Source organism: Parabacteroides sp. B2-S-102 (assembly GCF_023656665.1).
In the GTDB taxonomy this organism is placed as follows: Bacteria; Bacteroidota; Bacteroidia; order Bacteroidales; family Tannerellaceae; genus Parabacteroides; species Parabacteroides distasonis.
Genome location: NZ_JAMOKM010000033.1, coordinates 22133 through 28737 on the forward strand (window position 1 = coordinate 22133; position 6605 = coordinate 28737).

The window sequence follows — 6605 nt, forward strand, 5'->3', positions numbered from 1 at the left end:
AATCCATTATTGAAATTTACCCTATTTGTAATGTGGCTGCACGTTTCGAAACCAGTGGGGTTTATGTAGTATACATATTGCTCGATAAAAATACTCCTTTACGATTCAATCTATTGGGAAAATTGATACCTGACATTTCGACTAAAGTTCTTTCTATATACTTCATGGATATTGAAAACCTTCCGTCACATAGCCTGCAATTCTTCTTAATGATACAGAGAAAAATCCTCAAAACAACTCCTAAAAGAATGCTGAACAAAATTCAAACAGACTTTTAGTAGTAAATACAAAAAAAGTTCTTGGAAATATTGATAATTCCAAATAAATATCTACCTTTGCACGCAGAAATCGAACCTAAGACACAAACTTGTGTTGAACGGTGCAAAGTTGTGAAAACCTTATTCAAGGGACTAACATCGTAATAAAGATATAACTTATTGAGAAATAGTGCTATACAAATCGATTTTCGGTTACTGGTGGCACCACTGAAAATCAAAGGGTTACTCATATGAGTAACCCTTCTTTATTTTTACCTCTCTGCGATATAAACTCCACTAATAATGGCTAAAGCGCCAATACCAGAAGCTATCGTAATAGTTTCTGATAGAAAAATCGCAGAAGTTATCAAGGTGACCAGAGGGACAATGTAAATATAATTGGCTGTTTTTGATGCTCCGAGGGCTCTGACTGCCGTATTCCACATGATATAACAAAGCATTGAGGCGATGACACCCAGAAATAATATATTTAAATATACGATTGGCAGTTTCAATAACTCTAGTTTGATATTTAAAGGGTAGATCGCAAAATAGAAGAAAAGAGAAAGTATCCCATAAAAAAATACTTTTCGTGTAATAAACAAGGTGGGATAAGAACGACTCAAACGCTTTAGGATAAGGCAGTAAAAAGCCCACATCGTAGCGGCAACTAAAGTGAGAAAATCACCAAGTGGATTTACTTTTAAAAGAACACTGCCGTTGAAAACAACTAATCCGACTCCAAATAAGGCAACTAAAGATCCATATAACAGTCCTTTCCTAAGAGATTCTTTATAAAATAGGTGAGACAATACCGTTGTAATGATCGGTGCTGTACAGATCAATAATGAAACGTTGGAAGCCAATGTGATGCCCAATGCCGTATTCTCCGCTATGAAGTATAGGGAGCCACCACATAATCCAGACAAGAACAATAAGAATTCATCTTTTACGCAATTAGCCCACAACCGTCGATGCGCTATAGTCAAAATACAAAAATACGCAAGTACGAAACGGTATAACAATATCTCAACCGGTGATAATCCTGTATTAATCAGTATTTTTGTGGAGACAAACGTTGTTCCCCATATAATGACTGTCAATATGGCGATACTATGATACAGAAGATCTTTACTTTTAAACATAATTGTGTTAGAATTAGATTTTTATTTGCTGCAAAGTTATTTAAAGAAGATTGTTTTCCTATATGTCAATCTTAAATACGATAATTTTCCTATTTTTGTCCTGTTTTGCATTCTATAATTCTAATTCGGGGATATTAAATCAAATAAAACAGGAAAAAAAACTATGGCACTACTTGATGAGACAGATATTGAAATTCTTCATTCTTTGCAAAAGGACGCGAAGATCAATGCAAAAGAGCTTTCTGAGAAACTTCATATCTCCAAGACTCCTATTTACGAACGAATCAAACGTTTAGAAAACGAAGGATATATAAAAGGATATGTGGCATTGGTCGACAATAAAAAAATAGGATTACCCTTGATCATTTTCTGTAATGTATCTTTAGCTGTACACGATGATGAGCATATCGAACGCTTCAAAGAAGAAATACGGAATATCGATGAAATAATGGAATGTTACTCGACGGGAGGTATTTATGATTTCTTTGTCAAAGTGGTTCTTAAGGATTTAGATGCCTATAATCAATTTGTGTTCGAGAAATTAACCAAGGTTCATGGCATCGTGAAGATGCAAAGCTCTTTTGTGCTTAATGAAATCAAGCATACTACAGTTTTGAATATACCCATAAATAGTTGATTAAAGCTTAATGTCGCAGTATTATATGAAATGTCTCTTTTTTACTATAGAATTGATTAGGGGTTATTTACCTTTGCCCCGATAAATTAAATTCTATAAGATGCAGTCATTTAAAATAATAAAGCCTATTCATATATTAACTCCTTATGTGAGATATTATTGGATACTGGAAGATGGCGCGGATGTTTCTGTATCTGAACGAACTTTACCAACGGGCTGCATACAATTAGTATTTCATAGGGGTAAAAGGCTTTTATTAGTAGGAAAAAAAGAATCGCAGCCTCAAGCGTTCATCTGTGGGCAATGCCTCAACTTTTCAGATGTGATGTCAGCCGGAAAGATTGAAATGATCACGGTTGTTTTTCAGCCGTATGCGGCAAGAGCCATCCTTCAACTTCCCCTTAAGTTCTTTTATGGAGAACTTATAGCGGTGGATGCTATAGCAGATTTGGAATTATCAATATTATCCAGAAAAGTGATAGAGGCTGATGACCATGAAACTTGCATCCGCTTGATCGAGCTGTTTTTGATTCACCGTATTTATAGGTTTGAAGGCTATGAATATAACTTAAAGCGAATATCCGCAGTCCTCCATCAAATAAATGAACAAGCGAAAACTAATATTTCTGAGTTATCTGAAACCGCATGCCTAAGCTCTAAACAGTTCAACCGCGTTTTCTTAGATTATGTAGGAGCTACGCCCAAAGAGTTTCTTCGTATCGTTAGGATGCAACGAGCTTTATTTAAGGTACAACAGAATCCATCCATTTCATTCGCTCAATTAGCTTATGAATGTGGGTTTTCAGATCAGTCACATATGATAAAAGAGTTTAAGCTGTTTTCCGGCTATACACCCACGGAGTATCTTTCCTTATGCGCTCCTTATTCTGATTATTTCTCGGAGTGATCAAGATGTCCTTTTTCTTCTATCCTATAGATACGATACGCTCTACTTTTGTGATGTCTTCGCGAGGACATTAACAGTAACTATAAAAAGAAAACAAAATGAACAATTTAATTGCTTTTTTCGAGATTCCAACTGTAGACTTTTATCGAGCGATCAATTTCTATGAAACTATTTTGGGGTTAAAACTATCGGTTTTCGAGTGTGAGACAGAGAAGATGGCTTGTTTTATCGAGCAAGGAGAAGCGGTTGGGGCTTTGTTCTACGCTCCTAGTTATCAACCTTCGCCGGATGGTATCTTAATCCATTTTAATAGCCAGGATATCGAGGACACTTTATCTAAAGTATTGGATAAAGGGGGTAAAATTATTATACCCAAGACAAAGATTGAAGCGGAAAATAAAGGATACTTCGCCGTTTTAGAAGATAGCGAAGGAAATCATGTCGGTATCTACGAAAAATAAGTATCTTCGGCCAAGATATCCCTACAAAATATGAAAGAAAATAAGTATGATGATGAACGCTTTTTCGGTCAATACAGTCGGATGTCTCGCTCTGTACAAGGGCTGAGAGGAGCAGGAGAATGGCATGAGCTAAAGAAGATGTTGCCTGATTTTAACGGAAAGCGTGTATTGGATTTAGGGTGTGGTTTTGGCTGGCATTGTCGATATGCCATAGAGCGAGGGGCGACCTTCGCTTTAGGCATTGACCTTTCCGGGAAAATGTTGGACAAGGCACGGGAGATAAATCCCTCCCCGTCGATCGAATATAAAAGAATAGCAATCGAGGATTTTGATTTTGCTCCAAATTCTTTTGACATCGTGATCAGTTCCTTGACATTCCATTATCTCGAGTCGTTCGATACGGTTTGTACAGAGGTATATAAATGTTTAACGGAAGAGGGTGTCTTTGTCTTCTCTGTGGAACATCCCGTTTTTACTGCTTATGGCAATCAAGATTGGATTTACGATTCGGAGGGGAAACCTGCGCATTGGCCGGTGGATCATTATTTTCAAGAGGGAGTCCGGCATGCTCGTTTTTTGGGAGAGGATGTAACCAAATATCATAAGACACTTACGACTTACGTGAACGGGTTGATCAAGGCGGGTTTCTGTATCACCCATCTGGTGGAGCCTCAACCGGACGAATCGATGCTGGATACGGTTCCCGGGATGCGAGACGAACTTCGCCGTCCAATGATGTTGCTTATCGCCGCTCGAAAGAATTAAAAAAAAGCGTATCTTTGTGGCTGAAAAGATGTCTTTTCCGTGTGCTTGCTAAACCACGTATTAAAAACAAGAAAGATATGAAACAACAAGATGCCGCTTTGGTATGCTTCTCGGGTGGACAAGATTCCACAACTTGCCTTTTCTGGGCGAAGAAGCATTTTTCACGTGTAGAGGCCGTATGCTTCACATACGGACAGAAACATTCCTTGGAAATAGAGGTCGCTCGAAAGATCGCCGCGGATGCGAACGTACCTTTTCAGTTATTGGACGTATCGCTTATCAGCCAGTTAGATCCCAATTGCTCGCTTACGAATGCGAGCATAGAGATGGATCAAGAGAAGCCGGAGGATAGCTATCCGAATACGTTTGTGCCCGGCCGTAATATGGTATTCCTTACTTTCGCCGCTATCTTAGCCCGTGGTAAGGGGATTTATCATTTGGTAACGGGTGTCTCCGAGGCTGATTATAGTGGTTATCCGGATTGCCGGGATACGTTCGTGCGTTCTCTTAACGTAACATTAAATCTGGCGATGGATGAGCAATTCGTAATTCATACCCCGCTTATGGACCGGGATAAGAGCGAAGTCTGGGAATTGTCGGACGAGCTGGGCGTCTTTGATCTAGTACGTACGCAGACGCTGACTTGCTATAACGGTGTTATGGCTGAGGGATGTGGGCATTGCCCCGCTTGCAAACTTCGCAAGGACGGATTGGAGAAATACCTGAAAAGGAAAGAAGAGAATCAAAAGTAAATTAAAGAAATGGACGAGAGAAAACAAGAAGGAGAGTTGCACTTATTAGGTGGCTCTACCGTATATAAACAGGATTACGCTCCGGAGGTATTGGAGGCATTTACGAACAAGCATCAAGGAAATGATTATTGGGTACGGTTTAATTGCCCGGAATTCACCAGTCTCTGCCCGATTACCGGACAACCGGATTTCGCTACGATTCATATCGATTATATCCCCGACGTGAAAATGGTAGAGAGCAAGAGCTTGAAGCTTTACTTATTCAGCTTCCGCAACCATGGGGCGTTTCATGAGGATTGCGTGAATATTATCATGAAGGACTTGATAAAATTAATGGATCCGAAATATATCGAAGTTACTGGTATATTCACTCCGAGAGGCGGTATAAGTATTTATCCGTATTGCAATTACGGTCGTCCGAACACCAAGTTTGAGCAGTTGGCCGAGAAAAGATTATTTGATCATAATCAATAAGATTTCTGACAAATCGTTATCTGTTTCGGCAAAAAACGGTATATTTGCAGCAAGAAATGTTAACTAACTAATAAATCATTTTAGACCATGAACAAAAGATTGCTTACAGTTGCGGCTTTCGCTTTAGCGGGTTGCGTCACTATTGTCGCTCAAGACAAGAAAAAAGAGTTCAAGATGCCTACAGGTTATGCGGGTATCACGCATGAGATGTCCGAGTTTTACGAACCTGTTCCGCCGGTAGTCACTCCGGGTACAGATTTAAAAGGTGGAGGTTTCACGGCTCCTTCCGACGCTATCGTTTTGTTTGACGGCAAGGATCTTTCCGCTTGGGAGAGCGTAAAAGGCGGTGCGGCCGAATGGGATGTACATGATGGCGTTTTTACCGTAAACAAGAAGAAAGGTGATATCCAGACCAAACAGAAATTCAACGATTTCCAGATGCACATCGAGTGGCAGGTCCCGACGAATATCACTGGAGAGAGCCAGTCGAGAGGTAACAGCGGTATTTTCCTGCAAGGGATGTATGAGGTTCAAGTGTTAGACTGCTACAATAACCCGACTTACGTGAACGGCCAGACGGGTAGTATCTACAAACAATCCATTCCTTTGGCCAACGCCATGCGTAAACCGGGCGAATGGAACGTGTACGATATCATTTATACCGCCCCCACTTTCAAGGAAGATGGTTCTTATCGCACGCATCCAACCGTAACGGTTATCCAGAACGGCGTGGTTTTGCAGAACCATACGACGATATTGGGTACGACAGAGTGGATCGGTTTCCCACAAGTGAAGAAACATGGCGCAGGCCCTATCATCCTACAGAGCCATGGCGATCCTAGCGAGCCGATCAGCTTCCGTAATATCTGGATTCGTGAGCTATAAGAGAAACGTGTTGATTGTAATAAGAAGGGATGGACTTGATATTAAGCTCATCCCTTTTTCGTTAAATAACAGGCTGGTTTTATATGGGAGAAACATTTTTTTCTATAGCACGAAATTTTAGTTTTCCTTAGATGAAACAAAAGTTTTCCAATGGAGAAACTCTAGTTTCCTGCTGAAAAAACTTTAGTTTTTCGATAATGAATGTCTTTTCCTGATTTATCTAGACACTTTTTTTGTTTATAAACGTAATCAGTAGACAGTAGTTATAAAGTAATACTGATATAGTAGTCACTTCTTTTAACTTCATACTGATAACATAGAC

8 protein-coding genes are annotated in these 6605 nt (G+C 39.6%); 7 read left to right on the forward strand and 1 reads right to left on the reverse strand.

Annotation, left to right across the window (positions count from 1 at the left end):
- Positions 1 to 529 precede the first annotated feature (529 nt).
- Positions 530 to 1402, reverse strand: coding sequence for a DMT family transporter (locus NBH07_RS21810; protein ID WP_005868665.1), 873 nt, complete (start codon positions 1400 to 1402; stop codon positions 530 to 532).
- A gap of 163 nt (positions 1403 to 1565) precedes the next feature.
- Between NBH07_RS21810 and NBH07_RS21815 the strand changes: the two genes are divergently transcribed.
- The 7 genes from NBH07_RS21815 (at position 1566) to NBH07_RS21845 (ending at position 6283) form a co-directional block, all read left to right on the forward strand.
- Entirely contained in the window at positions 1566 to 2039 is a 474-nt protein-coding gene (locus tag NBH07_RS21815; RefSeq protein ID WP_121955934.1) for an Lrp/AsnC family transcriptional regulator, read from the forward strand.
- A gap of 100 nt (positions 2040 to 2139) precedes the next feature.
- Positions 2140 to 2946 carry an AraC family transcriptional regulator gene (locus NBH07_RS21820; protein WP_009017067.1) on the forward strand — a complete coding sequence of 269 codons (807 nt, stop codon included), beginning with the start codon at positions 2140 to 2142 and terminating at the stop codon, positions 2944 to 2946.
- A gap of 98 nt (positions 2947 to 3044) precedes the next feature.
- Positions 3045 to 3407 carry a VOC family protein gene (locus tag NBH07_RS21825; protein WP_009017068.1) on the forward strand — a complete coding sequence of 121 codons (363 nt, stop codon included), beginning with the start codon at positions 3045 to 3047 and terminating at the stop codon, positions 3405 to 3407.
- Between the two features lie 30 nt (positions 3408 to 3437).
- A complete protein-coding gene (locus NBH07_RS21830) occupies positions 3438 to 4172 on the forward strand; it encodes a class I SAM-dependent methyltransferase (protein WP_009017069.1) in 735 nt (244 codons plus the stop codon).
- 77 nt (positions 4173 to 4249) lie between these two features.
- Positions 4250 to 4924: a 7-cyano-7-deazaguanine synthase QueC gene (queC, locus tag NBH07_RS21835; protein WP_039848581.1), complete on the forward strand. Its 675-nt coding sequence runs from the start codon at positions 4250 to 4252 to the stop codon at positions 4922 to 4924.
- 9 nt (positions 4925 to 4933) lie between these two features.
- Positions 4934 to 5398 (forward strand): preQ(1) synthase, encoded by a 465-nt coding sequence (queF, locus tag NBH07_RS21840; RefSeq protein WP_005868655.1) that lies wholly within the window; start codon positions 4934 to 4936, stop codon positions 5396 to 5398.
- Between the two features lie 87 nt (positions 5399 to 5485).
- Positions 5486 to 6283, forward strand: coding sequence for a 3-keto-disaccharide hydrolase (locus NBH07_RS21845; protein WP_005868653.1), 798 nt, complete (start codon positions 5486 to 5488; stop codon positions 6281 to 6283).
- Positions 6284 to 6605 lie beyond the last annotated feature (322 nt).

Coding starts and splice junctions, on each gene's coding strand:
- queC (WP_039848581.1), top strand. CDS start 4,250: ATGAAACAACAAGATGCCGCTTTGGTATGCTTCTCGGGTGGACAAGAT.
- NBH07_RS21830 (WP_009017069.1), top strand. CDS start 3,438: ATGAAAGAAAATAAGTATGATGATGAACGCTTTTTCGGTCAATACAGT.
- NBH07_RS21810 (WP_005868665.1), bottom strand. CDS start 1,402: ATGTTTAAAAGTAAAGATCTTCTGTATCATAGTATCGCCATATTGACA.
- NBH07_RS21815 (WP_121955934.1), top strand. CDS start 1,566: ATGGCACTACTTGATGAGACAGATATTGAAATTCTTCATTCTTTGCAA.
- NBH07_RS21825 (WP_009017068.1), top strand. CDS start 3,045: ATGAACAATTTAATTGCTTTTTTCGAGATTCCAACTGTAGACTTTTAT.
- NBH07_RS21820 (WP_009017067.1), top strand. CDS start 2,140: ATGCAGTCATTTAAAATAATAAAGCCTATTCATATATTAACTCCTTAT.
- NBH07_RS21845 (WP_005868653.1), top strand. CDS start 5,486: ATGAACAAAAGATTGCTTACAGTTGCGGCTTTCGCTTTAGCGGGTTGC.
- queF (WP_005868655.1), top strand. CDS start 4,934: ATGGACGAGAGAAAACAAGAAGGAGAGTTGCACTTATTAGGTGGCTCT.